Raw genomic sequence first — 21,190 nt, forward strand, 5'->3', positions numbered from 1 at the left:
TATCTTTTTGATGGGAGGTCTCCCTCCAGCAAAAAAGGCCCATGCAAGCGCATGGGCCTTTGGCCTTGGAGAGTGCCAGGGTCAGGCCGTCGCTTCCTCGGGCTCCTGCGTATAGGCCACCATGCCGCGGGGAATGTAGCGGCCCTCGCACTGGTCCAGGTATTCAGCTGCCTTGGCGCGCGGGTTGTAGAACTGCTTGTACCAGATGCGGGCCTTGAGGAAGGCTCCGTCGCTGGGGATGAACAGCGGATTCAGGCAGGGGGCCTTCTGCGACCAGACTTCGAAGTCCTGGGCAAAGGCCAGACGGCTGGCCTCCTGGTACTGTTTGGCCGCGATTTCGTCCGCCTTGGTGGGCAGGCCGCCATGCGCGGTCTTGACCAGCAGGTTGTGCCAGACCTTGATCCTGCCGTCCTCGATGGGGGTATGCATGATCATCATGAAGGAGTTGAACATGCCGCTGACCTTGGAGACCAGGATGGCTGGGCCGTGGTACCAGGTGTCGGTGTGCAGATCGGCGCTGGCACCGCCTTCGCCCACCAGGGTGCGGTGACCGCCGCACTGGCGCTGGATGGCATTGTGGCCCTTGAACTCGTTCTCGAAGCGCGCCACGGTGGAGCCGTGGATGGGGCTCAGATGACCATAGTCGGCAATGTTGTCCACGACCTCCATGGGATGCTGGTTCAACTCGCCCAGGTAGTCCCATTGACCGTTGACATAGGTCTCGTCATGCCAGTCGCCAAAAGTGGGCAGATCGTAGTCGGGCTCGCCGCCTTCGGGATCGAACCAGACCCAGATGGCGCCGTACTGCTCGACCACCTTCCAGCTCTTGACCGCGGCCGCAGCCGGAATGGCGCCGTCGTGGTAGGGGATGTGGTTGCACTTGCCGTCCGCGCCGAAGCGCCAGCCGTGGTAGGGGCAGCGGATGCCGTCGCCTTCCACATTGCTGCCGCCGCCGTCGATGACCACATAGCTGGTGGCGTTGGGCGCCGCCAGATGGGTCTTCATATGGGGACAGTAAGCGTCCAGCAGCACGACCTTGCCGCTTTCGCGGCCGCGGTACAGCGCGAAATCCTGGCCGAAGAAGCGCACGGCCACGGGCTTGTGGGTGTCGAGCGCACTGGCCTCGGAAATCATGAACCAGCCACGCGGGTAGGTAAATTCACCGAGGCGGTAGTCCTTCGTGGTTGCCATTGCAGAGGTCTCCGTATTTAGTTTTGGACGGATGCATCTTCTGGCAGGCGGCGCCGCCGCGCATACTCTGTTTGGACGAGTGCCGGAGCGCTTTTGAGCTGGCGCAAACTGCCCAGGGTTTGCACCAGTCCGAGTGTGAGTGCGTGCTCAGGAGGTGGTCGCGGCCGCTGCCACACGCTCCTGGTACAGAGGCTGCAGGTCCAGCATGGTGTGGGACTTGGCCAGCGACAGGGCCTCGGGCTCGGAGCCCAGCCAGAACAGGGCGGCCGCGATCTGTTCAGGCGTGGCCGCGCCATAGCGCTGGGCCAGCACGCCGTCGTCGCCCAGCGTGGCCTTGACGGCCTCCGTCGTCACCACACCGGGGTTGACGCTGAAGGCGCGCACATTCTGCTGCTTGTACTCGGTGTTGATGCAGCCGGCCAGGCGCGCAATGGCGGCCTTGGAAGCCCCGTAGGCAAAGCCCCAGCCGCCTTGGTCGGCAGGCACGGGAGGGTTGTACTGACCGGCCGCCGAGCACACATTGATGATGCGACCTCCGCCCTGTGCCGCCATGGAGGGAAGCAGGCGCTGGGCCAGATGGAACGGAGCGATGACATTGCCCAGCAGGCAGCGCTGCAGCGACCCTGCCGTGATTTCGGGGATCAGGTGGTTGATCTCGCGGTTCTGGTAGACGGCGTTGTTGATCAGCAGGTCGACACGGCCAAAGCGCTGCAGCACGGCGTCGGCGGCCTTGTCCAGGCTGGTCAGATCCATCAGGTCCATGACATGGGCAAACACCTCGCCGCCTGCGGCCTCGATGGCCCGGGCGGTGGACTCCAGACTGCCGGACAGCAACTGGCCGTTGGGCAGACGCAGCTGGTTGTCCAGCTGCGCGCCTTCGGTCAGCGTGCGCGCGGTGATGGCCACGCGCCAGCCCCGCAGGGCAAAGAAGATGGCGGTTGCCGCGCCGATGCCACGGCTGGCACCGGTGATGAGAACGACGGGCTGGCTCATGAGAGTCTCCGGTTTTTTTGGGGGGGTCAGGCGGCAGCCGTCTGCAGCTGCTGCAGGCGCTGACGGTAGGGGCGAATGGCCAGGGCGAAGAAGATCGAGGTGATGAGCAGCAGCGAGGTCACGCCCATCAGCGCCCAGCGCAGGCCTTCGGAGCCATGGGTTTGGGCAAAGTAGTCCGACAGGATGCCGGTGACCAGCGGGCCCAGGCCCACACCCAGCAAGGTCATGAACAGATTGAGCAGGGCCGAGGCCACGCTGCGCTCGGCGGCCGTGACCATCTGGCTGACGGCGCTGTAGGAGAGCGTGGCGAACCAGCTTGCGAAAAATCCGAACAACAGCGCAAAGGCCATGGCGTAGGGAACCTTGATGCCGGCAACTGTCCAGAAATCGGAAACGGGCCAGAAGAAAACGGCCACGCCGGCCGGCACGGCGCAGAGCGTGCCCATGGCGGCCAGACGCAGCTGCCAGCGAGCATCGCGCTGGGTCAGCCGGTCGCTGAGCCAGCCACAGAACATGGCGCCGAACACGGCCCCCAGTCCGCTGGCCAGACCGAACACCAGACCGGCGTGAGAAATGCTCATACCGTGAATGCGCATGAAAAAGCTCGGTGCCCAGACGCCGTAGCCATAGCCCGCAATGCCGGCCACGCCACAGGCGATGCAGATATTGCGCAGCGGCGCCATACCCAGCAGACGCCTGAGCTGGCGGAACATGGATTCGCGCGGCGCACTGCCTTGCGCGGCGACTCGGGCGGTTTCATAGGCGCCACGTGCGGGTTCCCTGACAAAGAAATACACCAGCAGGGCCAGAATCACGCCCGGAATGCCGAAGGCCAGAAACACGGAGCGCCAACCGTGGTGCTGGGCCACCATGCCGCCGATGACCAGGCCCAGCAGCGTGCCCAGGTTGGGGCCCATCATGAACAGGCTGATGGCGAACGAGCGCATCTTGGGGGGGTAGAGGTCGGAGACGATGGACACCGATGGCGCCATGCCGCCCGCCTCTCCCACGGCCACGCTCATGCGGGCCAGCAGCATGTGCCAGTACTGGGTGGCCACGCCGCAGGCTGCGGTGGCCAGGCTCCAGATGCCGCAGCACAGGGCCACGATGTTGCGGCGGTTGCGGGTGTCGGCCAGACGACCCACCGGCACACCCAGCATGGCATAGATCAGACCGAAGGCCAGCCCCGTGAGCAGACCCATCTCGGTGTCGGAGGCACCGAATTCCTGCTTGACGGGTTCCAGCAAAATAGACAGAACCTGCCGGTCAATGAAGGAGAAAATATAGACCAGCGCCAGCAAGGCGAGGCTGAGATGAGTGCGCCAGCTGACGGCGGGAGGCGGGTTTTGAGGGGTGTGCATGCGCAGCATCGTGCGAGGGGCTCAGGGTTATGCCATCGTCTTTTTGGACGACGACCGGGAAATCTTCAGGTCCGAGCATGTGCCTTCCCGTTCATGGCTTTCAAGAGAAATATTCAGGAGACAAAATGACCCAGACGAATTCGTCCATCGGCATCCGCCAGCTGCTGGACATGCAAAAGCAGGCTTTCATCGAAGAAGGTGCAGTCAGCGCCGAAGTGCGCATGCAGCGCCTGCAGCAGCTCATCGACATGCTGGTGGAGCACAGGAATGCCCTGTGCCAGGCCATGGGTGAAGACTTCGGCGGCCGCCCTGCCGTATTTTCGCTGGCCAACGACATCCTGGGCTCGCTGGCCTCGCTCAAGCATGCGCGCGACCATCTCAAGGACTGGCTGGGCGACTCGGTGCGTCCCAGCGTCAAACCCTTCGACATGTTTGGTGCCACGGCCTGGGTCAAGTACCAGCCCAAGGGCGTGATCGGCATCATCGGCACCTGGAATGCGCCGCTGTTCACCTTGCTGTCGCCGCTGGCCTGCGCATTCGCGGCGGGCAACCGGGCCGTGCTCAAACCTTCCGAAATCGCACCGCGCACGGCCCAGGTGCTGGCCGAGGCCGTGGCCAAACGCTTTGATCCCCAGGTGCTGGCCGTGGTGCAGGGCGGCCCCGAGGTGGCGGCAGCATTTGCCGAGCAGCCCTGGAACCACCTGGTCTTCACGGGCTCCACCAGCGTGGGCAAGCTCGTCATGGCGGCCGCCGCGAGGAACCTGGTGCCCGTGACGCTGGAGCTGGGCGGCAAGTCTCCGGTGCTGGTCAGCGACACGGCCGATATCGCCCATGCGGCCGAACGCATTGCCGTGGGCAAGTCGCTGAACTCCGGCCAGCTGTGCGTGTCGCCGGACGAGGTCTGGGTCCATGAGTCGCGGCTGCAGGTGCTGGCCGAAGGAATCGCCGCGCAATATCAGTCGCTGTATCCCACGGTGACCGACAACGCCGACATGACGCCCGTGATCAACGAGCGTCACCATGCCCGTGTGAAAGCCTATGTGGACGATGCCAAGGCGCGGGGCCTGAGCGTGCTGGAAGTCGGTGCCGCGCAAGCCGGGTCGGACCGTCGCCTGCCGCTGGCGCTGGTCATCAACCCGCCTGCCGACGCCGAGATCTCCCGGCATGAAATCTTCGGCCCGGCCCTGGTGCTGCGCAGTTTCCACAACATCCGCGATGCGGTGGCGGCGATCAATGCCGGCGAGCGCCCGCTGGCGCTGTACTACTTCGGCAGCGACGAGACGGAGCAGGGCTGGGTGCTGGACAACACGCTGTCCGGCGGTGTCTCCATCAACGACGTGGTCATGCATCCGGCGCTGGAAGACGCCCCGTTCGGCGGTGTGGGAGCTTCGGGCATGGGCCACTACCATGGCCGAGAGGGCTTTCTCGAGTTCAGTCATGCGCGCTCGGTCTACAAGGCCGGCAGCCACGACCCGCGTCGAGAGTGGGGCATGCTGCCGCCCTACACCGACCAGTTTGCGCAAATGCTGGAAGCCGCCGTGACCCCCTAGGACGGCGCCACCGCCGCTCCCCGAGCCCGCTGTCCAGGTCTGTGGGCTTGCCTGAGGCGGCCCCGCCCTGGCATGGGGCTCGCCCCATGGTCCGTTTGGCGGATGTCGCGAATGCGTTTCGTGCAGAGCATGGGCGGATCAGAACGCAATCAGAGGACGAGACATGAACGAGATTTTTCGCCAGTTTTCACTGGAGGGGCAGGTCGCTGTAGTGACCGGTGCGGGCAAGGGAATTGGCCGTGCTTGTGCTATCACGCTGGCCAGGGCGGGCGCCGATGTGGCGCTGTTTGCGCGAACCGAGGCGGATCTGCAGGCCGTCAAGGCCGAGATCGAAGTGCTGGGGCGCCGCGCCATCATCGTGCCTGGCGATGTGAACCGGGAAGAGGACCTGCAGGCCCTGATCGACCGCACCGTGGCCGAGCTGGGCAATATCAATGTGCTCATCAACAATGTGGGTGGCGGCGGCCCCAACGACCCACGCAAGGTCACGGGCAAGGCCGTGGGCGACATGCTGGCCTTCAATGTGGTGCCTGCCTATACGCTGATCCAGAAGGTGGCCGCCGCCATGGAGGCCGCAGGCGGCGGCGCGGTGGTCAATATCTCGTCCACGGCGGCGCGCTACTCGCAAAAGTACTTCAGCGCTTATGCGGCGTCCAAGGCCGCGCTCAACCAGCTCACACGTTGCCTGGCGCAGGACTTCGGTCCCAGGGTGCGTATCAACGCCATCGAGCCCGGCACCATCATGACCGATGCGCTGGCACCGTTTCTCACGCCCGAGCGCAAGGAACGCATGGAAAAAACCACGCCCATGGCACGCATGGGCCAGCCCGAAGACATTGCCAACGCCGCGCTGTTTCTGGCCAGCCCCGCATCCAGCTGGGTGACCGGCAAGGTGCTGGGAGTGGACGGCGGCGTGGAAGCGCCCAACTTCTGACTCTGAAGGCACCGCTCAGGCGGGACCGAGCGCTTAGCATGGAAAAAGGGAGCTTGGGCTCCCTTTTTCCATGCACTCTTGATGATGCCGCTTGAGCCAGGCCATGGCTTGAATCGAGCCTTTGCGGTCCTGGTCAAGCGCAATGGCAACGTCTGCAAGCTGCAGCCCCGCGATGACGCGGCCGTTGTGCGATGGCGCTCTGGTGTGGCTTCAGCATGTCTTCGGCTGAGCCGCTTGTCTGGCACCTGATGGCCGGCCTCGGTCATGCCTTGGGCCGGATGTGCTCCTGCATCAGGTCCACAAAGGCTTTCACCTTTGCAGGCCGAAAGCGTGCCGTCGGGAACACGGCATGAATGCCTCCGGAGGGCAGCGACCATCTGGGCAGTACCTGTATCAGCGTGCCGTTCTTCAAATCATCGGCCACCGCGAAGTCGGGCAGTACCGACAGGCCCGCGCCCTGGCGCACGGCCTCGCGTACGCCCAGCGTCGCATCCAGCGAGATGACCGGATGCACGGTCACGCTCTGCTGCTCCAGCTCGCCGCGCGAGAAGTGCCAGCTGCAGGGGGCACGCAAGGCCGTGTTCGCCACGAAAGGCAGCTCGCCGATATGCTGCGGCTGCTTGAGCTGCCCCACTTGCCGGCGCATCGAGGGCGCAGCGACCAGCAGTTGCCGGAAGCTCCCGATCTGACGGGCCTGCACGTTGAGGTCCGAAAGCCAGCCCACGCGGATTGCCAGCTCCACCTGCCCCGACATCAGGTCGAGCGACTGGTCGCTGAACACGGCATCCACCTTGCATTGGGGGTAGCGCCGGGTGAACTCGGTGATGGCAGGCACCACCGCCGTGATGCCATAGTCCAGCGGAGCCGTCAGGCGCAGGATGCCCGAAGGCTCGGCCGCCACTTCCCCCAGTTCGTCGAAAGCATCGCCTGCCTCCTTGAGGATGGACGCGCAGCGCTGATAGAAGAGCCTCCCCGCGTCGGTGGGTACGACCTTGCGGGTGGTGCGGGTCAGCAGCGTGGTGCGGAACTCACGCTCGAGTCTGGCGACCTGCTGGCTGACCACAGCCTTGGTGATTCCCAACCGGTCTGCGGCGGCCGTGAAGCTGCCGGTCTCCACCACGGCCGCGAAGTAGGCCAGGCGCTTGAGATTGGCAAGCCTGCCGGCGATGGATTCTTCGGGATTGTTTGTCATTGACATACGGTTTATCTATTCGATCGGGGTTTTTCTGTCAATGCATTGTTTCTACGATCACGGTATTCAAGCCATGGAGCCCTTTTGTGACCAAGACCCTGCATTACGTATTCGACCCTCTGTGCGGCTGGTGCTATGGTGCCGCCGCAGCAGTGGCGGCTCTGGGCAAGGCGACCGAGGTCGAACTGCGCCTGCTGCCCAGCGGTCTCTTCGCCGGCGCGGGTGCACGTCCCATGGACGACGACTTTGCGGCCTATGCCTGGAGCAACGACCAGCGTATTGAGCGCCTGACGGGCCAGCGCTTCAGCGAGATCTACCGCAGCCAGGTGCTGTCGGACCGCCAGCAGCGGTTCGACAGCGGCCCCGCCACCCTGGCGCTGAGCGCCGTCAGCCTGACCGCTCCCGAGCGGGAGTCAGAGGCCCTTGAAGCCATCCAGCATGCGCGCTATGTCAACGGCGAGGACATCACCCGGTTGGAGCCGCTGGCGGCCGTGCTGCAAGCCCAGGGGCTGCAGCAGGCGGCTGCATGTCTGTTGCGGTCTGATGGAGAGCTGCTGGCAGCCAATCGCGCCCGCATCGCCGCTGCGCAGGCCTTGCTGGGCCAGTTCGGCGCGCGTGGCGTTCCGTGCTTCATCCTGGAAACCCATGGCCAGCGTCAGTTACTGAATTCCAGTGCCGCTTACGCCAATCCGCAGGCCTTTGCCGAGCAAATCGCCAAGGCCTGAGGCTTTCGCCTTTCAACCCGCCATCCCGAAATTCACCGGAGAACCATCATGCTGAATCGCCGAGACTTTGTTCAAACCGTCGCCGTCGCCGGAATCGCCACAGGCCTGGCAGGTTGCGCCGCTGCCGTGACCGGCCAATCCAGGCTGCAATGGCAGCACTTCCCTGCAGACGACAAAGGCTTTTTCCGTGCGCCCGTGCTGCTTTCGGGCGACCAGGAGGCCGTTCTTATCGACGGCGGCTTTTCCCTGCCCGATGGTCGCGCCGTGGCCCAAGCCATCAAGGCTTCGGGCAAGCAGCTCAGCACCATCTATATCAGCCAGAGCGACCCGGACTATTACTTCAGCCTGGGACCGATCAAGGCCGCCTTTCCCGCTGCCAGGGTGATCGCAGCCTCCGACACCATTGCCGCCATCCGCGCCAATGTGCAAAAGAAGATTGATACCTGGGCGCCCCAGCTCAAGGAGAACGGTCCGCAGAAGCTCGCCGATATCGTCTTTCCCGAAGCCTATGACGGCCCTGCGCTGACGCTGGAAGGCCACCGCATCGACATCGTCAAGGCGCAGGGACTGGAGAACCGCCGCTACCTGTGGGTTCCCTCGCTGAATGCCGTCTTCGGCGGCGTGCTGGTGTTCTCGGGCCTGCATGTGTGGACGGCCGATACACCGACGCCAGCCTCTCGCGCCGCCTGGGTCAGGAATCTGGAGGCCATCGCCGCACGCAAGCCGGCCGTGGTCGTGCCGGGCCACCTGGGCGCCCATGGCGCGCTGGACGTTTCGGCCGTGAACTACACCCGCGAATACCTGCTGGCCTTCGAGCAGGAACTGGCCAGGGCCGCCAATGGCGATGCCTTGATCGCCGCCATGAACAGGCGCTATCCTGACGCCGGCCTGGCCGCTGCGCTGCAGATCGGCGCCAAGGTGGCCAAGGGTGAGATGCAATGGGGCTGAAGCCCGGGAGGCACACCATGACCACCCATCTGGACATCATCCGCTCGACCTACGAAGGTCTGCCCGACGAGAACGCCAGGAATCTGCTGGCCGCACTGGCGCCCGACGCGCGGTGGACAGAGGCCGCCGGCTTTCCCTATGCCGGAACCTACGTCGGCCCGCAGCAAATCGTCGCGGGCGTGTTCCAGCGGCTGGCAACGGAGTGGGACGGCTACAGCGCCAAGGTCCACACCTACCTGGCCGATGGCGACCGCGTGGCAGCCTTCGGCGTCTACTCGGGCACCTATCGCAAGACGGGCAAGGCGATGACGGCTGGCTTCGCCCATCTGTACCGGCTCAACGAGGGCAGGATCACGAGCATGGAACAGTATGTGGACAGCCATCTCGTGCAGCAGGCGCTGCAGGCCTGAGCACAAGCGCGCCCTGTCATGAGCGATATCAACGCACAGTTGGAAGCCATCGTGCTGCAGATGCGGGCCGGGCAATGGAATGCCGCGCACGATGCCGTGCAGCAGCATGAAGGCCTGCTCGCAGCCTGGCTGCATGGGCTGCTGCATCTGCAGGAGGGCGATCTCGAGGACGCAGAGAACTGGTACGAGCGCGCCGGCCAGCGTTTCAGGCAGCGCGGCACGCTGCAGCAGGAGCTGGACCGGTTCGAGGCCGCGCTGCGCTCTCGGCCCGGTGCGTGAGTTGCAGGCCGGCTCGCTGTCCGGTATTCGGCGGGGGCTGGCTGGTGCTGACCGCCCTCGGTGAACAGGCTCTTCAGGTCCGCGCAGAGCGGCGCCGGGCCAGTTTCCCCGGCTCTCAGGCTCAGTCCTCGCTGTAACGCGGGTAGCCAGCGTCTGCCCAGCGCTGCGCGGAGGCGCGGTTGAGGACATGGTCGGGCCGGACTCGTACCTTGGCCAGCTCGCTGCCGTCGGCCGCGGTGGCCGTGAGAGTCGCCGTGGGGTTGTCCTCATCGGGCTCGATATCGAGCGCCACCGTCACGCGCGATCCGCGAACGTCGATCTGTATGGCTTTGTGCAACAGCGCTGCCTGATGCTGCTCATGCCGGCGTATGACTTCGGTGGCGGTCTTCACCAGCGTGTTGAAGGCCGATGCATCGAGAGGCTTGGGGTTCTTCTTGTCGCGCCCCATGGTCCACGGGCCGACCAGCGCGGGTTCGGCCTGGCCGTCCCGGGTCATGGCCACGGCCCAGCCATCGTCATCTTCGTTCTTGATGACGCGGGCTTCCCAGCCCTTGTGATGCCAAAGGCGGTCATCGAAGATGGAGAGGTCTTCTTGTTCGAGTTCTGCTGACATGTCTGGACCTTGGTCGGGGAGCTATCGAGTCCAGAGTCTACTGTTTCTTTATACAGTTTGCGGGACTGGGTCTATACAGGTCAGCATGTCCGGGCAGCGGCGGGCGCAGTCATCGGCTTTTTGAAATCACGTCGCTCATGTATTGGTTCAGGTCGCGAAAATCCTGCACCGTCCAGGGATGCGGGGCGAGCTTGACCCCGTTCTCCCGCAGCGTTCTGGGGATCAGATCCCCGTTCGGCCGGAGTATGACCGAGGAGACAATGACGCCGGGATACTCTTCGAGCCGTTTCCTGAAGGCCGCAGTCGTCAGATCCGGCGTCGGAGGATTGCTTTTCCTGGCCAAGGGGCCGGTTCCCTTGATATCCGCACCGTGGCAGATGGCACATCTCTGGGTGAAGAGATGTTTTCCATTGAGGTTCTGTGCAGAAGCCGGTGCTGTCTGGGTGAGTGCCAGAGCCCCCAGCAAAGCGATGAAGCATTTCCTTGCGTGCATTGGGTCGATTCTTGGAACGTGAGGTGACGGACCCGCAAAAGTATAGGGCTGCTGGCCTGGATCGGTGGCTTGCGGCTGGACGCAGCCCGGTGACTGTCTCCTGCTTGCTGTTGCTCGGAGAAGACCAACTGGCGACCAGCGGCAAAAGGCCGACACTGCCTGCCGTAGTGTTTACGAACAACCGCCTGCGGGCTCATGCTTGCAGGCGGTCTCGGCTCTTCGGTCAGTGGCTTCAGACTTCGCGCCCGGCCTGATGGCCCGAATGCATGGCGCCCTCGATATAGCCCAGGTCCTGGCAGTCCCCGATCCGGCGCACGGGAGTCCGGGTAAGGGCTTGCAACTGCTCGGCGACGCTGGAATCGGCTTCGGCGCCAATGGCCAGCACCACGGAGTCGGCGGGCGTGCGGTATTCCTCGCCTTTCTTGTCCGTCCAGACGACGTCCTTGCGGTCTATGCGCTTGACGCTGGACTGCATCAGCAGCTTGCCATGGTTCTTCACGGCGTCGTACACGCGCCAGCGGCGCACGATGGCCAGCTCGGTGCCGGGGTGGGTGCCGGGGTCCAGCACGGTGACTTCGCGGCCGCGATCGAGCAGGAACTCGGCCAGTTCCAGACCAACCAGACCTGCGCCGATGATGACCACGCGCTTGCCCAGGGGCATCCACAGCTTGGACAGATTCTGGATCGCTGCCGTGCTGTCCGTCACCTTGAGCATGCCGCCGGCCTTGAACAGTGCGCGCTCGGCCAGGTTCAGCTTGGCCTTGGCAATCTCGTCGGCGCGGTCGCCCGTCATCAGGCGGCGCAGCTCGTCGCCGCTCCAGACATGGCTTTGCTGGGCACCATCGATGGCGGGGGCGGCACGCCTGGCGCCGGTGCCCACCAGGATTTCGTCGGGTTTTAGCTCGGCCAGCAGCTTTGCATCGACGGTGGTGTTCAGGCGAACCTGAATTTGTGGGTGATCCATCTGTTTGACCAGATAGTCGAGCAGGCGACCGTTTTCAGGGTAGGCCAGGGCGGCAAAGAACAGGGTGCCGCCCAGGCGGTCGCTGCGCTCTGCCAGCGTCACGCGGTGGCCGCGCAGGGCGGCGACGCGGGCGGCTTCCATGCCCGAGGGGCCGCCGCCGACGATCAGCACATGCTTGGGCTTTTCGGCAAAGCGGATGGTCCTGACGGCTTCATGGCCGGTCTGCGCATTGACGGCGCACTTGATGCCGCGGTTGACGAAGATCTCGCTCACGCAGGCATAGCAGTAGATGCAGGGACGCACGTCCTTGGCGGCATTGGCCTGCAGCTTGCTGGCCATGTCGGGCTCGGCCAGCAGCTTGCGGCCCATGGCCACGAAGTCGATCTCCCCCCTGGTCACCGCATCGGCGGCATCGTCAAGCTCCCAGCGCCCGGCCGAGATGATGGGAAGGCTCACGGCCTGCTTGAACTGCCGCGCAAATTCGCGGTAGGCGTTCTCCTTCTGCGGAATCGGGGCGTCGGTGAACGCCGAGCCGGTGGGCATGCGGGCATAGGCAGAGACGCTGATCGCGTCCATGCCCAGTTCCTCGCAGAGCCTGGCGGTCTTGAGTGCCTCGTCCATGGTGATGCCGCCGGGCGTGTGCATTTCTTCCGCGTCCAGACGTACCCAGACCGGATAGTCGGGGCCCACGCGCTCGCGCACCGCGGTCAGCACCTCGCGCAGCAGGCGGCTGCGGTTCTCGTAGCTGCCGCCGTACTCGTCGGTGCGGCTGTTGAAGAAGGGCGAGAGAAAATTGGCGACCATGTAGTTGTGCGCGCAATGCACTTCCACCGCGTCGAAGTTGGCCTGCTTGGCGCGCAGGGCCGCAGCGGCAAACCACTCCACCATCTGCGCGATATCGGCCTTGTCCATGATGCGGTAGCGCTCCGGGTAGGGGCCGACGCCGACAAAGGTCGAGAACTCCTTGGGCGTGATGGTGCGCATGCCGTCGTGAACCGGGCCGTCGGGCGGCAGGGAGGATACCCACATTTCGCGGCCACAGGCGCGGTCGTGGGCGGCGACCTTGCCACTGTGATTGATCTGCACCGCGATCTTGCCGCCATGGGCATGGACGCGGCGCGTGACTTCGGCCAGGCCCGGTATGAAGCGGTCGTTGGAGATACCCAGCTGGTGCGGCTCGCTGGTGCCTGAAGGCCAGGAAATAGCTGTCGTTCCCATGATGATGAGACCGGTGCCGCCCTGGGCCCTGGCTTCGTAGTAGGCCTGGGTGCGTTCGCCGCAGATGCCGTCGTCGCCGCCGAAGTTCTCGCCCATGGGGGCCATGACGATGCGGTTCTTCAGCTCCAGGGAGCCGATACGCCCTGTCTGCAGCAGGGGTGCGTGGGGGTTGTTCATTTTTCTCGCTGTCTCCTATAGTTTGCGGCCGAGTTCGGCACCTTCTTCGATGGCTCTCGCTGCATCAATCTTGTGCGCATCGCGTGCACCGCCAATCACGGTATGCGCAATGTCGTGGGCCTCAAGCCTGGGCGACCAGGGGTCGTGAGGCTCCTGACCTGCGCAGACCACGATGTGGTCCACGCTCAGGCAGCGCTGCTCGCCACGTATGCGCAGGTGCAGGCCGTTGTCGTCGATATGGATGTACTCCACGTCGTTGAACATGCGTGCGCTCTTGTTCCTGAGCCGGGCGCGGCGAATCCAGCCCGTGGTGGTGGGCAAGCTGCTGCCCATGGCCGCCTTGCTGCGCTGAAGCAGCCAGATCTGGCGTGGCGAATCGGCCCTCTCGCCGGCCTTGATACCGCCGCGCTGCTCGCGCCCCGGATCGATACCCCATTCGCGGCCAAAGGCCGCCACGCTGCCGTCGTCGGCCTTGTGGTGGGCCAGCAGCTCGGCCATGTCAAAGCCCAGCGGCCCTGCGCCCACGATGGCCACGCGCTCGCCGACAAAGCGGGGGCTGCGCAATGCCTCGACATAGTCCACCACCTTGGCGCTGTTCTCGCCCTCGATGCCGCTGCGCCGCGGTGCCACTCCCGTGGCCACGACCACATGATCAAAGCCGCTCAAGGTGCCAACGTCCGGTGTTGTGTTGAGCCGCAGCTCGATGCTCAGACGCTGGATTTCATGCTCGAAATAGCGCAGCGTCTCGCCCAGTTCCTGCTTGCCGGGCACTTTCTGCGCCAGCAAGAACTGGCCGCCAATGCGGATGCCTGGCTCGAACAGCGTCACCCTGTGGCCCCGGTCGGCTGCCTCGCGTGCGCAGGCCAGTCCCGCCGGGCCCGCACCGAGCACGGCGATCTTGCGCGGTATTGCCGCCTTTTCCTGTGGCCATTCCCATTCCCGGCAGGCTCTGGGGTTGACCAGACAGCTCACGGGCTGGCGCGTGAAGATGCGATCCAGGCAGGACTGGTTGCAGGCAATGCAGGTGTTGATGGCGCTGTCCTGGCCGGCCTGCGCCTTGCGCACGAAGGCCGGGTCGGCCAGAAAGGGGCGGGCCATGGCCACCATGTCGGCATGTCCCAGGGCAATCAGGTCGTCGGCCACTTCAGGGGTATTGATGCGGTTGCTGGCCGCCACGGGAACGCCGACCGCCTGCTTGAGCTGCTCGGCAGCCCAGCTGAAGGCCGCACGCGGCACCATCATGGCAATGGTGGGAATGCGCGCCTCATGCCAGCCCACGCTGGTGTTGAACAAATTCACACCGGCGGCTTCCAGCTGGCGGGCCAGTTCCAGCACTTCCTTCCAGTGGCTGCCATGCTCGACCAGGTCCATCAGGGACAGGCGGTAGCTGATGACGAAGTTCTCGGGCAGTGCCGCGCGTATGCCCTGCACGATGCGCAGTGCAAAGCGGCTGCGGCCGGCGGCGTCGCCACCCCATTCGTCGGTGCGGAAGTTGGTCAGCGGCGCCAGGAACTGGTTGATCAGATAGCCTTCTCCGCCCATGACCTCCACGCCGTCGTAGCCGGCTTCACGGGCCAGGCAGGCGCAGCGCACGTAGTCGGCAATGATCTGCTCGATCTGGGCGGCGCTGAGTTCGCGTGAGCTGCGGTTGCTGAGCTTGGAGAGCACGCTGCTGGGGGAGACGCCGCCGCTGCCATGGTCGTAGCGACCCACATGCAGCACCTGCATGAGAATGTGGCAGCCTTCGGCATGCACGGCGTCGGTGATGAGGCGATGCCGGGCCGCCTGCTCGGGCGTGCACAGCGTCGAGAACTCGGCATGCTCGGGCATGCCCAGCGCGTACTCGTTGACGCCGAAGCCGCCGGTGACAATCAGCTGCAGGCCCTCCCGAGCGCGTTCGGTGTAGAAGACCGCCAGCTTTTCGAAACCCTGTGCCTGATCCTCCAGCCCAGTATGCATGGAGCCCATCAGAATCCGGTTCTTCAGGGTGATGTGGCCGATGGTGATGGGTTGGAAGAGATGGGGGTACATGGCGGGTTTCCTCACGCGCAGATTTCGCGTCAGTGTAGGAAATGCCACGGTAAGTTCTCCCTAGGGGAATCACATCGTCCGTTTGCATGTAGTCTGACCTTTCGAGATGGGCTTTGATGTGCGCCATCCCAACCCAGATCCAAGGAAACAAGACATGTCCATCATCGTGATGAGCGGCTGCGCCACCGGCATCGGCGCGGCCACGCGCAAGGCCCTGGAAGCGGCAGGCCACCAGATCGTCGGCATCGATGTCCGCGATGCAGAAGTGATCGCAGACCTCTCGACGTGCGAAGGCCGCAGACAGGCGGTTGCCGATGTGCAGGCACGATGCGGCAAGAGCATGGACGGCCTGGTGCTGTGTGCTGGCCTGGGGCCGCAGACCAAGAGGGTCGGCAATGTGGTTTCGGTCAATTACTTCGGAGCGACCGAACTGCTGGATGCCTTTTTGCCGCTGCTCAGGCAAGGCCGGCAGCCTGCGGCCGTCGTCATCTCGTCGGTGGCTTCCGCCCATCTGGCATTCGACAAGAATCCGCTGGCATCGGCACTGGAAGCCGGCGAGGAAGACAAGGCCCGCGCCATGGTCGAACAGGCAGGGGAGCAGGGCGGCAACCTGGCCTATGCAGGCAGCAAGAATGCGCTCACGGTGGCCGTGCGCAAGCGCGCCGCCGCATGGGGACAGGCCGGCGTACGCCTGAACACGATTGCCCCCGGTGCGACCGAAACTCCTTTGCTGCAGGCAGGGCTGCAGGACCCGCGCTACGGCGAATCCATTGCCAGGTTCGTGCCTCCGCTGGGCCGCCGCGCCGACCCCGCCGAGATGGCATCCGTCATCGCCTTTCTCATGAGTGAAGCCGCCAGCTATGTGCATGGCGCCCAGATCGTGATCGATGGCGGTATCGATGCAGTGATGCGTCCGGCGGGATTCTGATTCCCTTGAGCCGACGTGCGGCCCTGCACGGACGACAGGAGCCCGGCCTCGACGGGTCCGGGGGCCGCCCTGTTCGGGAACACCTCATTCTGAAAGGATGGAGCAGAAATGAACACTGTTGAACATATGACTGCGGTTGTGCATCGCTATGTGGCCGCGCTCAACGCCGGTGATCTGGACGGCATCGTCGCACTGTTTGCCGACGATGCCACGGTGGAAGACCCCGTGGGCACCGAGCCCCGGCGCGGCATTGCGGCGATTCGCGCGTTCTACGCCGACTCGCTCAAGCTGCCTTTGGTGGTGGCGCTGACACAGGAGGTGCGCGCGGTCGCCGATGAAGCGGCCTTCGCATTCACCGTCAGTTTCGAACACCAGGGCCGCAAGACCGTGATCGCGCCCATCGATCACTTTCGCTTCAATGGCGCGGGCAAGGTGGTGAGCATGCGCGCCTTGTTTGGAGAGAAGAATATTCACGCCGCAGTCTGAGGAGAGTCAGGCGCTTGACTGCACCTGATATGGAATCTGTCTTCGCTTGATTTAAAAGGATTGAAAGAATATTTGAATCTGAAATCCATTGAAATAATGCGCGGGCTGCTATTGCTTTTTCTGTTCAAGGCAATGCGGTGAGTGCTCCTGGCCCGAGCCGGCTTACAGATGGAAGTGCCCGGCCGCCTCGGGCTGGTAGAGCACTTTCTCGATCCGGATATGTCGGGTGCGATCGAGAATCCGCCAGACGATGTGGTCTCCTTCGCGGCAACCCAGAATGGCGGTGCCCAGGCCCGAGAAAACCGACAGGCTTGCGGTATCGTCATCGGCATCCTCGGGGTAGACCAGGGCCACTTCGACGCTCTGCTCGTCGAGGCGCAGCAAGGCCCTGGAGTTCATGGTGACCACATCGCCCTGCATCTGCCGCGCATCGACCACCATGGCGCGCTCGACCTCATGTTCGAGATCGGCTGCTTGGGACTCCCATTCCAGGGCAAGCCTGTCTCTGAGGCGTGCCTGATCCTCGGCCGTGATGCAGATTCCGGCCGCCGCGCCCGACGCCCCTGCGCGCAGACGCTGGAGGTAGCGCTGTGCCGTCATCGCGTAGCACTTCAGTGCCGGCGTCTCGTGCTCCAGCACAAAGCCGTTGTGTGCGAACGCCTTGAGCGAGCGCGTGTTGCCGGCATGGATTCTGGCAATCAGTCTTTCGGCGCGCAGGTCGAAAAAGGCTCGCTTCATCCCTTCATGCAAGGCACTGACGCCGAGCTTGCGCCCCCAGCGGTCGCGTTGGCCGATGACCAGCACGATCTCGCAGTCCTGCCCATTCCTGATCAGGCGCACAAAGCCCACGGGCAGGTCCTTGCGGTCGTAGACCATGAAGAAGCGCCCGCCCTGGTTGAAGAGGTGGGTGAGTATCGGCAGCCGGATGCGGTCGATGAGCTGCTCTATGTGACGCGAGACATGGCGCGAATCGCTGAGGTGGCGCACGACGTCCTCGTCGTTGAGCCAGTCCACCAGGCTCAGTGCATGGTCCCGCGTGATCTCCGGGCACAGGGATACGAAAGGCTTGTTCATCTTCAACACCGTGGGTTGCAAGAATGAAAGCCCTTCATGGCCACGGCGCAGGCCATGACGGTTCTTTCGACACAGGCGCCGATTCTAGGCACGCGGATTCTGCGGTGCCGGCACGGTGCCGATTTCGCATCGCTTTGCTTGGTCTATGACCTGCTTGCGAAGCGGGGGGCGCGCTTGCCCTGAAGCCGAAGAAGCCATGGTTCCGGAAGATGCAGGTCCGCATCTGCCGGCGCCTGCCATGCGCTGTATTCAGACGCTGCCTGCCCGCCATGCGTTCGCATTCTCACGGTTTCAATGCCTGGATCCGGCATCGACGTGCACCAGATGCTCCCTCCATCTTCGATGGTCCGCGAAGCACCGGTCGCCGCCGTCCTGGCTTGTCGCTCAGACCGCCCGCGAGCGCGCGCCGTCCGTGCCTGCCAGATGGGGCCGTAATAGCTCGGTGATCCAGTTCAGGAAGGCGGTCACGCGTGGCGCCATCTGTCGGCGATGCGGGTAGAGCAGGGACACCGGCATGGGCGCGGCCTTGAAGTCGGGCATGACCTCGACCAGCAGGCCTTGATCGAGCAGATGGCGTGCTCCCCGTACAGGGGCCTGAATCAGGCCGATGCCGGCAAGGCAGGCGGCCTGGTAGGCATCCGTGCCGTTGACCACCAGGGCGCAGCGCATGGGCTGCAGTGCGATCTCCCTGCCGCACTGGTACTCCCATCCCGCGCCATGACGGCCGAGCTGGTTCGCATAGTGAATGATCCGGTGGCGTGACAGATCGGCCAGGGTTGCGGGCGTGCCGTGGCGCTCCAGGTAGGCGGGACTGGCCAGATTGCACATCTCCAGCGCGCCGATGGTGCGGGCGATCAAGTCGGTATCTGCCAGCGGACCGATGCGCACCACACAGTCAAAGCCCTCCTGAACGACATCCACGCGGCGGTCGCTGGTGCTGATGCCCACCTCCAGCAAAGGATGGGCCGAGAGGAACTCAGGCAGTTTCGGAAGGATGAGGTCCCGGGCCAGGGTGTTGGGCATATCGATGCGCAGGCTGCCGCGCAGTCCGCTGGTGGCGGGCTGGAACATGGCTTGCAGCTGCTCCATGTCGGCCATCAGCTCCTTGCTGCGTTCGAGGAACTGCTCTCCGTCGGCGGTCAACCTTACATGTCGCGTGGTCCGTTGCAGCAGGCGCGTTCCGAGCTGCTTTTCCAGCTGCTGGACCACGGTCGACACACGGCTCTTGGTCAGCCCGAGCTGGTCTGCGGCCAGTGTGAAGCTGGAGCGCTCGGCCACACGGGTGAACACATGAAGTGCATTGAAGTCCATGAGCTTTATTGTATTTTTAAAGAGAACAGTGTGATATCTATGTCGGTCTTTATTCGTTTATGGAGAACTCCTAAAGTCCTGGCGTGTTGACATCCTCCATGAGACCGACATGCAAGCATCTGCACCCCGCATCGCATTGATCACCGGCGCAAGCCGGGGCCTGGGACGTAGCGAAGCCCTCAAGCTGGCCGAACTCGGCGTTCATCTGATCGTCACTTACAAGGACCGCGAGAGCGATGCCCAGGCGCTGGTCTCCCGCATCGAGGCGCTGGGCAGCCGCGCCGTGGCGCTGCGCCTGGATGTGGGCGACTGCAAGAGCTTTGCCGCGTTTGCCGGCAGCGTCAGGAGCGTGCTGGCCGACACCTGGCAACGCGAACAGCTCGACTATCTGGTGAACAATGCCGGCATCGGCCTGGTGGCACCGTTTGCCGAGACCACGGAGGCGCAGTTCGACCTGCTCGTCGATATTCACCTCAAGGGCGCATTCTTTCTGACGCAGAAACTGCTGCCCCTGATCCAGGACGGCGGGCGCATCATCAATACCTCGTCCGGGCTGGCGCGCTTCACCTTGCCAGGCTATGCGGCCTATGCGGTGATGAAGGGCGGCATCGAAGTGATGACGCGCTATCTGGCCAGGGAGCTGGGCGCACGCGGCATCGCCGTGAACACCATCGCGCCTGGCGCCATCGAGACGGATTTCGGTGGCGGCGTGGTGCGCGACAATGCACAGGTCAACGCCCATATCAGCGGACTGACCGCCATGGGCCGGGCGGGGCGCCCCGACGATGTCGGCGCGGCGGTCGCCGCCCTGCTGGCCGAAGGCAACAGCTGGGTCACCGGCCAGCGTATCGAGGTCTCCGGTGGCATGATGCTTTGAGCGTGCGCCCCTTCGCGGGCAAGAACCGGCATGGGGCCGGAGCTTGCGGGCGAGTGGCTCGGGCCAGTCCTGACCGCCGGTGCCGGCACATGCAGGCATGCGCGACCTCTGGCTCGCTGATCGGGGATCAAAGGATTTGGAGGCGAATTCGTGCCCGAGAACTATCTGGGAAGCTGCCTGTGTGCAAGAGTCGGATACCAGCTGCTGTCGTCGCCCAGGGCCGTGACACATTGCCATTGCGGGCAGTGCCGCAAGAGCCATGGCGCTGCGTTCGCGAGCTATGGCGCTGTACCGCGCCATGACCTGCGCATAGTCTCGGGGGAGTCCGAGATCAAGTCCTATGCGTCGTCGCCATCCGTGCACAGGCAGTTCTGCGCGCATTGCGGCTCATCGCTGTTCTGGTCCAGGCAGACCGGCGACTGGGCTGACTGGATATGCATTGCACTGGGCACGCTGGACTCGACTTTCAGCGCACCCAGGCAAAGGCATGCACATCTGCAGTCCCGGCCCCTGTGGTCGGACTTCGCCGAGGGTTGCATGCTTCCGGGGCCGGGGGCGCGCAGTGCCGGATCACTGCCCTGAAGCGCTCACTCGCCCCTGAAGCGCGGCTGCCGCTTCTCGATGAACGCATTCATGCCTTCCTTCTGGTCGCGGGTCGCAAACAGAATCTGGTTGGCCTTGCGCTCCAGCATCAGGGCGGCGTCCAGCGATGCATCCATGCCGGCCATCACCACTTCCTTGATCTGCTCCACGGCCAGCGGCGGCATATGGGCGATCAGTTCCGCCATTTTCAGCGCCTCAGGGATTACCTGATCGTCTGCACAGACTAGGCTGACCAGGCCCATGGCATAAGCTTCGTCGGCGCTGACGGGCTTGCCGGTCAGCAGGATGCGCATGGCCTGGAACTTGCCCACGGCGCGCACCAGGCGCTGGGTGCCGCCAATGCCGGGCATGATGCCGATGCGTATTTCGGGCTGGGCAAAGCTGGCTCCCCGCCCGGCGATGATGATGTCGCAATGCATGGCCAGCTCGGCCCCGCCGCCAAAGGCATAGCCGCAGACCGCGGCGATGATGGGCTTGGGGCATTTCTCGATCGGCGCCCAGACCCGCTCCGTGTGGCGCTTCATGATCTCCACGGGGCCGCAGGAGTCCATGCTCCGGATGTCGCCGCCCGCCGCAAACACCTTGTCGCCGCCGGTCAGAACGATGCAGCGCACGCGATCGTCTGCACCCAGCGCGCTGAAGGTTCCGGACAGCGCGGCCTGCAGGGACAGGCTCAGTGCATTCGTGGCCTGGGGGCGGTTGAGCTGCACCACCGCCACGCCGTTGTCCTGCTGCCGAACCAGCAGTTCCTCCTGCGCGGTATCCATGTTTTCAATAGCCGTAGGGGGGGCTGACATAAGGTTTTCCAGGGAGTTGAACAGAGGCCATGGTC

At 64.3% G+C, this 21,190-nt stretch carries 21 protein-coding genes; 10 read left to right on the top strand and 11 right to left on the bottom strand.

Annotated elements, in window-relative coordinates; all coding sequences use genetic code 11:
• Positions 1-81 precede the first annotated feature (81 nt).
• From E2583_RS07715 to E2583_RS07725, 3 genes are all read right to left on the bottom strand, one after another.
• Positions 82-1,191: a Rieske 2Fe-2S domain-containing protein gene (locus E2583_RS07715; RefSeq protein ID WP_291594603.1), complete on the bottom strand. Its 1,110-nt coding sequence runs from the start codon at positions 1,189-1,191 to the stop codon at positions 82-84.
• Positions 1,192-1,338: 147 nt separating this feature from the next.
• Positions 1,339-2,184, bottom strand: a complete 846-nt coding sequence (locus tag E2583_RS07720; RefSeq protein ID WP_291594605.1) for an SDR family NAD(P)-dependent oxidoreductase — start codon at positions 2,182-2,184, stop codon at positions 1,339-1,341.
• Positions 2,185-2,210: 26 nt separating this feature from the next.
• Positions 2,211-3,545, bottom strand: coding sequence for an MFS transporter (locus E2583_RS07725; protein WP_291594606.1), 1,335 nt, complete (start codon positions 3,543-3,545; stop codon positions 2,211-2,213).
• Positions 3,546-3,670: 125 nt separating this feature from the next.
• Between E2583_RS07725 and E2583_RS07730 the strand changes: the two genes are divergently transcribed.
• Positions 3,671-5,095 (top strand): coniferyl aldehyde dehydrogenase, encoded by a 1,425-nt coding sequence (locus E2583_RS07730; protein WP_291594608.1) that lies wholly within the window; start codon positions 3,671-3,673, stop codon positions 5,093-5,095.
• 163 nt (positions 5,096-5,258) lie between these two features.
• Positions 5,259-6,029, top strand: a complete 771-nt coding sequence (locus E2583_RS07735; RefSeq protein ID WP_291594609.1) for an SDR family NAD(P)-dependent oxidoreductase — start codon at positions 5,259-5,261, stop codon at positions 6,027-6,029.
• A 262-nt stretch (positions 6,030-6,291) separates the two neighbouring features.
• Here the strand turns inward: E2583_RS07735 and E2583_RS07740 are convergent, their stop codons facing one another.
• Positions 6,292-7,227 (bottom strand): LysR family transcriptional regulator, encoded by a 936-nt coding sequence (locus E2583_RS07740; protein ID WP_291594611.1) that lies wholly within the window; start codon positions 7,225-7,227, stop codon positions 6,292-6,294.
• An 80-nt stretch (positions 7,228-7,307) separates the two neighbouring features.
• On the opposite strand from E2583_RS07740, the gene E2583_RS07745 reads away from it, so the two are divergent.
• The 4 genes from E2583_RS07745 to E2583_RS07760 are packed head-to-tail and all read left to right on the top strand — an operon-like array spanning position 7,308 to position 9,583.
• Complete coding sequence (locus E2583_RS07745) at positions 7,308-7,946, top strand: DsbA family protein (protein ID WP_291594613.1); 639 nt, start codon at positions 7,308-7,310, stop codon at positions 7,944-7,946.
• 48 nt (positions 7,947-7,994) lie between these two features.
• The gene (locus E2583_RS07750) at positions 7,995-8,894 is read left to right on the top strand and encodes an MBL fold metallo-hydrolase (protein ID WP_291594616.1); all 900 of its coding nucleotides are present in this window, start codon (positions 7,995-7,997) and stop codon (positions 8,892-8,894) included.
• A 17-nt stretch (positions 8,895-8,911) separates the two neighbouring features.
• Positions 8,912-9,304, top strand: a complete 393-nt coding sequence (locus E2583_RS07755; RefSeq protein ID WP_291594618.1) for a nuclear transport factor 2 family protein — start codon at positions 8,912-8,914, stop codon at positions 9,302-9,304.
• An 18-nt stretch (positions 9,305-9,322) separates the two neighbouring features.
• The gene (locus E2583_RS07760) at positions 9,323-9,583 is read left to right on the top strand and encodes a hypothetical protein (protein ID WP_291594621.1); all 261 of its coding nucleotides are present in this window, start codon (positions 9,323-9,325) and stop codon (positions 9,581-9,583) included.
• A gap of 121 nt (positions 9,584-9,704) precedes the next feature.
• Here the strand turns inward: E2583_RS07760 and E2583_RS07765 are convergent, their stop codons facing one another.
• From E2583_RS07765 to E2583_RS07780, 4 genes are all read right to left on the bottom strand, one after another.
• Positions 9,705-10,196, bottom strand: a complete 492-nt coding sequence (locus tag E2583_RS07765; RefSeq protein WP_291594622.1) for a hypothetical protein — start codon at positions 10,194-10,196, stop codon at positions 9,705-9,707.
• A gap of 109 nt (positions 10,197-10,305) precedes the next feature.
• Complete coding sequence (locus E2583_RS07770) at positions 10,306-10,689, bottom strand: cytochrome c (protein WP_291594623.1); 384 nt, start codon at positions 10,687-10,689, stop codon at positions 10,306-10,308.
• Between the two features lie 232 nt (positions 10,690-10,921).
• The gene (locus E2583_RS07775) at positions 10,922-13,048 is read right to left on the bottom strand and encodes an NAD(P)/FAD-dependent oxidoreductase (RefSeq protein WP_291594625.1); all 2,127 of its coding nucleotides are present in this window, start codon (positions 13,046-13,048) and stop codon (positions 10,922-10,924) included.
• Positions 13,049-13,063: 15 nt separating this feature from the next.
• Complete coding sequence (locus E2583_RS07780) at positions 13,064-15,079, bottom strand: NADPH-dependent 2,4-dienoyl-CoA reductase (RefSeq protein WP_291594627.1); 2,016 nt, start codon at positions 15,077-15,079, stop codon at positions 13,064-13,066.
• Between the two features lie 154 nt (positions 15,080-15,233).
• On the opposite strand from E2583_RS07780, the gene E2583_RS07785 reads away from it, so the two are divergent.
• Together E2583_RS07785 and E2583_RS07790 are read left to right on the top strand one after the other, a co-directional pair.
• On the top strand, positions 15,234-16,007 hold the full coding sequence (locus E2583_RS07785; RefSeq protein ID WP_291594629.1) for a 3-alpha-hydroxysteroid 3-dehydrogenase: 774 nt from the start codon (positions 15,234-15,236) through the stop codon (positions 16,005-16,007).
• Between the two features lie 108 nt (positions 16,008-16,115).
• On the top strand, positions 16,116-16,493 hold the full coding sequence (locus tag E2583_RS07790; RefSeq protein WP_291594630.1) for a steroid Delta-isomerase: 378 nt from the start codon (positions 16,116-16,118) through the stop codon (positions 16,491-16,493).
• Positions 16,494-16,655: 162 nt separating this feature from the next.
• On the opposite strand, the gene E2583_RS07795 is transcribed toward E2583_RS07790, so the two are convergent.
• Together E2583_RS07795 and E2583_RS07800 are read right to left on the bottom strand one after the other, a co-directional pair.
• Positions 16,656-17,567 carry a GNAT family N-acetyltransferase gene (locus tag E2583_RS07795; RefSeq protein ID WP_291594632.1) on the bottom strand — a complete coding sequence of 304 codons (912 nt, stop codon included), beginning with the start codon at positions 17,565-17,567 and terminating at the stop codon, positions 16,656-16,658.
• 384 nt (positions 17,568-17,951) lie between these two features.
• Positions 17,952-18,878: a LysR family transcriptional regulator gene (locus E2583_RS07800; RefSeq protein ID WP_291594635.1), complete on the bottom strand. Its 927-nt coding sequence runs from the start codon at positions 18,876-18,878 to the stop codon at positions 17,952-17,954.
• Positions 18,879-18,987: 109 nt separating this feature from the next.
• On the opposite strand from E2583_RS07800, the gene E2583_RS07805 reads away from it, so the two are divergent.
• Both E2583_RS07805 and E2583_RS07810 read left to right on the top strand, forming a co-directional pair.
• The gene (locus tag E2583_RS07805) at positions 18,988-19,755 is read left to right on the top strand and encodes an SDR family oxidoreductase (protein ID WP_291594637.1); all 768 of its coding nucleotides are present in this window, start codon (positions 18,988-18,990) and stop codon (positions 19,753-19,755) included.
• A 150-nt stretch (positions 19,756-19,905) separates the two neighbouring features.
• Positions 19,906-20,337: a GFA family protein gene (locus E2583_RS07810; RefSeq protein WP_291594638.1), complete on the top strand. Its 432-nt coding sequence runs from the start codon at positions 19,906-19,908 to the stop codon at positions 20,335-20,337.
• 5 nt (positions 20,338-20,342) lie between these two features.
• On the opposite strand, the gene E2583_RS07815 is transcribed toward E2583_RS07810, so the two are convergent.
• Entirely contained in the window at positions 20,343-21,155 is an 813-nt protein-coding gene (locus E2583_RS07815; RefSeq protein WP_291594640.1) for an enoyl-CoA hydratase, read from the bottom strand.
• Positions 21,156-21,190: the final 35 nt, after the last annotated feature.

This window comes from Comamonas sp., from assembly GCF_009360615.1.
In the GTDB taxonomy this organism is placed as follows: Bacteria; Pseudomonadota; Gammaproteobacteria; order Burkholderiales; family Burkholderiaceae_C; genus Comamonas.

Bases quoted from the DNA above. Each gene is read 5' to 3' on its own strand.
- E2583_RS07815 (WP_291594640.1), bottom strand. From the start codon at position 21,155: ATGTCAGCCCCCCCTACGGCTATTGAAAACATGGATACCGCGCAGGAG.
- E2583_RS07715 (WP_291594603.1), bottom strand. From the start codon at position 1,191: ATGGCAACCACGAAGGACTACCGCCTCGGTGAATTTACCTACCCGCGT.
- E2583_RS07770 (WP_291594623.1), bottom strand. From the start codon at position 10,689: ATGCACGCAAGGAAATGCTTCATCGCTTTGCTGGGGGCTCTGGCACTC.
- E2583_RS07800 (WP_291594635.1), bottom strand. From the start codon at position 18,878: ATGGACTTCAATGCACTTCATGTGTTCACCCGTGTGGCCGAGCGCTCC.
- E2583_RS07730 (WP_291594608.1), top strand. From the start codon at position 3,671: ATGACCCAGACGAATTCGTCCATCGGCATCCGCCAGCTGCTGGACATG.
- E2583_RS07750 (WP_291594616.1), top strand. From the start codon at position 7,995: ATGCTGAATCGCCGAGACTTTGTTCAAACCGTCGCCGTCGCCGGAATC.
- E2583_RS07740 (WP_291594611.1), bottom strand. From the start codon at position 7,227: ATGTCAATGACAAACAATCCCGAAGAATCCATCGCCGGCAGGCTTGCC.
- E2583_RS07805 (WP_291594637.1), top strand. From the start codon at position 18,988: ATGCAAGCATCTGCACCCCGCATCGCATTGATCACCGGCGCAAGCCGG.
- E2583_RS07785 (WP_291594629.1), top strand. From the start codon at position 15,234: ATGTCCATCATCGTGATGAGCGGCTGCGCCACCGGCATCGGCGCGGCC.
- E2583_RS07780 (WP_291594627.1), bottom strand. From the start codon at position 15,079: ATGTACCCCCATCTCTTCCAACCCATCACCATCGGCCACATCACCCTG.
- E2583_RS07775 (WP_291594625.1), bottom strand. From the start codon at position 13,048: ATGAACAACCCCCACGCACCCCTGCTGCAGACAGGGCGTATCGGCTCC.
- E2583_RS07755 (WP_291594618.1), top strand. From the start codon at position 8,912: ATGACCACCCATCTGGACATCATCCGCTCGACCTACGAAGGTCTGCCC.
- E2583_RS07720 (WP_291594605.1), bottom strand. From the start codon at position 2,184: ATGAGCCAGCCCGTCGTTCTCATCACCGGTGCCAGCCGTGGCATCGGC.
- E2583_RS07795 (WP_291594632.1), bottom strand. From the start codon at position 17,567: ATGAACAAGCCTTTCGTATCCCTGTGCCCGGAGATCACGCGGGACCAT.
- E2583_RS07725 (WP_291594606.1), bottom strand. From the start codon at position 3,545: ATGCACACCCCTCAAAACCCGCCTCCCGCCGTCAGCTGGCGCACTCAT.
- E2583_RS07790 (WP_291594630.1), top strand. From the start codon at position 16,116: ATGAACACTGTTGAACATATGACTGCGGTTGTGCATCGCTATGTGGCC.
- E2583_RS07765 (WP_291594622.1), bottom strand. From the start codon at position 10,196: ATGTCAGCAGAACTCGAACAAGAAGACCTCTCCATCTTCGATGACCGC.
- E2583_RS07760 (WP_291594621.1), top strand. From the start codon at position 9,323: ATGAGCGATATCAACGCACAGTTGGAAGCCATCGTGCTGCAGATGCGG.
- E2583_RS07735 (WP_291594609.1), top strand. From the start codon at position 5,259: ATGAACGAGATTTTTCGCCAGTTTTCACTGGAGGGGCAGGTCGCTGTA.